This window comes from Moorena sp. (assembly GCF_982860115.1).
On record NZ_CEYLVT010000456.1, the window covers coordinates 1 to 1,641 of the forward strand.

The 1,641-nt window shown below is 40.2% G+C and carries 2 protein-coding genes; one reads left to right on the plus strand and one right to left on the minus strand.

Going from position 1 to position 1,641, the window contains the following annotated elements:
- Nucleotides 1-68: 68 nt before the first annotated feature.
- Nucleotides 69-1,070, minus strand: coding sequence for a ferredoxin family protein (locus AC4II3_RS32640; RefSeq protein ID WP_488017418.1), 1,002 nt, complete (start codon nt 1,068-1,070; stop codon nt 69-71).
- Nucleotides 1,071-1,185: 115 nt separating this feature from the next.
- Between AC4II3_RS32640 and AC4II3_RS32645 the strand changes: the two genes are divergently transcribed.
- Nucleotides 1,186-1,440 (plus strand): hypothetical protein, encoded by a 255-nt coding sequence (locus AC4II3_RS32645; protein ID WP_488017420.1) that lies wholly within the window; start codon nt 1,186-1,188, stop codon nt 1,438-1,440.
- The last annotated feature ends 201 nt before the right edge of the window (nt 1,441-1,641 follow it).

Sequence of the window (1,641 nt, forward strand, 5' to 3'; positions counted from 1 at the left end):
CCTATTGCCTATTGCCTATTGCCTATTGCCTATTGCCTATTGCCTATTGCCTTGCGCGTAGCGCTATATTAGCTTGCCATCTGCGGTTGATAAACTGGAAGAATTTCCAGCAATTCCGAGTAAAGGCAGAGATTCTTGATAGTATATTTAACAAACACTGACTCTTTCTGAGCACCACAAGACCCTTTCAGCTGCAATGTCTTACTTTCATCTTTAATCAATTCAGCACGACAATGGTAAATCAAGCCATTAGGTTTTTCAAAGCTGATCTCAGCTTGAATAGAATCCTGATTCGCATCTTCCTTAATAATTGAACCACCAACTTTGTGCTTAAACCAATTCCATCCGTAGCGGAGGATAAGTTCCCTTTCCAATACCTGAATTTTAGTTGGTAGAATTCCCCAACCTCGATAAACTCGATTGAAGCATTCAAGATCACCACTACGGATTAAAATTGATTTAAATGAATCTTGATCTAAGACACCATAGTATCTTCCATCTGGGAAATCAATCGCAGTGGGAGCAAACCGATGACCACCAAAGTGGCTGGCTTTCCAGAGTCTGACATTGGTTAACGATAACTCAGCAACAGTAGCTAAGGCTTTGGCGTAAAAAGGATTACCATACCTGGCGCAACACACATCATGGCTACCGTGAGTGCAAACTAAAATGTCTCTAGTGTCACTGTCTTGTGTGACACAGTTTGGCGTTTCTCCAGCTAAGAATTGTTTGACAATCCCAGCTACCTCACCAAGATTAGTCACATCAAACTCTAGCTTGCTGTACCCTTTTAACCTGGCCTCACCGTTGTGACTATAAATCAAAACCTTAGTCTGATCGGCTTTTAGGGTTTTATTATTAGCAATCAGCAGGAATCTTACTGGCAGCTTACGCTGCTTCACCTCATCGATCAAACTCCTAAGATTCTCTGGAATATACTTAGAATCCATGGCATTAGACAGCCACGGTTGGCGACATTCCACTAAAACATACACTTGGTAATTAGTACCACTACCGATAATATCTTCGGCTAACTGCTGTGAATGGTCAGAACAAAAAAAAGTGTTCATCGTTTTGTCTCCTTAATTGTCATTTTATAAAAAACTATAAAGATTTTTTCTACCATTTTTAATAGCTATGATATACAGATAATTGGTTTCTTGATTCCCTATTACCTATTGCCTATTGCCTATTGCCTATTCCCTGTTCCCTGTTCCCTGTTCCCTGTTCCCTATTAGTTATACTCTGGAGTCAACAAAAATTATTCCTTCAGTAACTAAATGGGTTAAAAGAGGAGCGACATCAACCTCCCAATCGAAACCTGGTAACCATGTCATGACATCACTACCGGTAAACGTCTCTCTGGTGAATAAATTTTCCACCAAGGAGTCAGTTACTCCTCTCAAAGCGATTTCTTTACCTGAAACGATAATTTTGTAGCCATTGTCATCTGGCAGTTGTGAAATTTTGAGGCGTTTAAATTTAGGATTGCTAAACCTAGTCTCTACACCATTGGGAAATATATTAAATCCTGCTTGCGCAGGTAGAGAGTATCTAGCTAGTGGCTTGACTAAGCCATCAAGATAACCTGAGGGGGCGACGAAATAATCTAAAACGCAGACTCTATAAGTAATCTAGCCC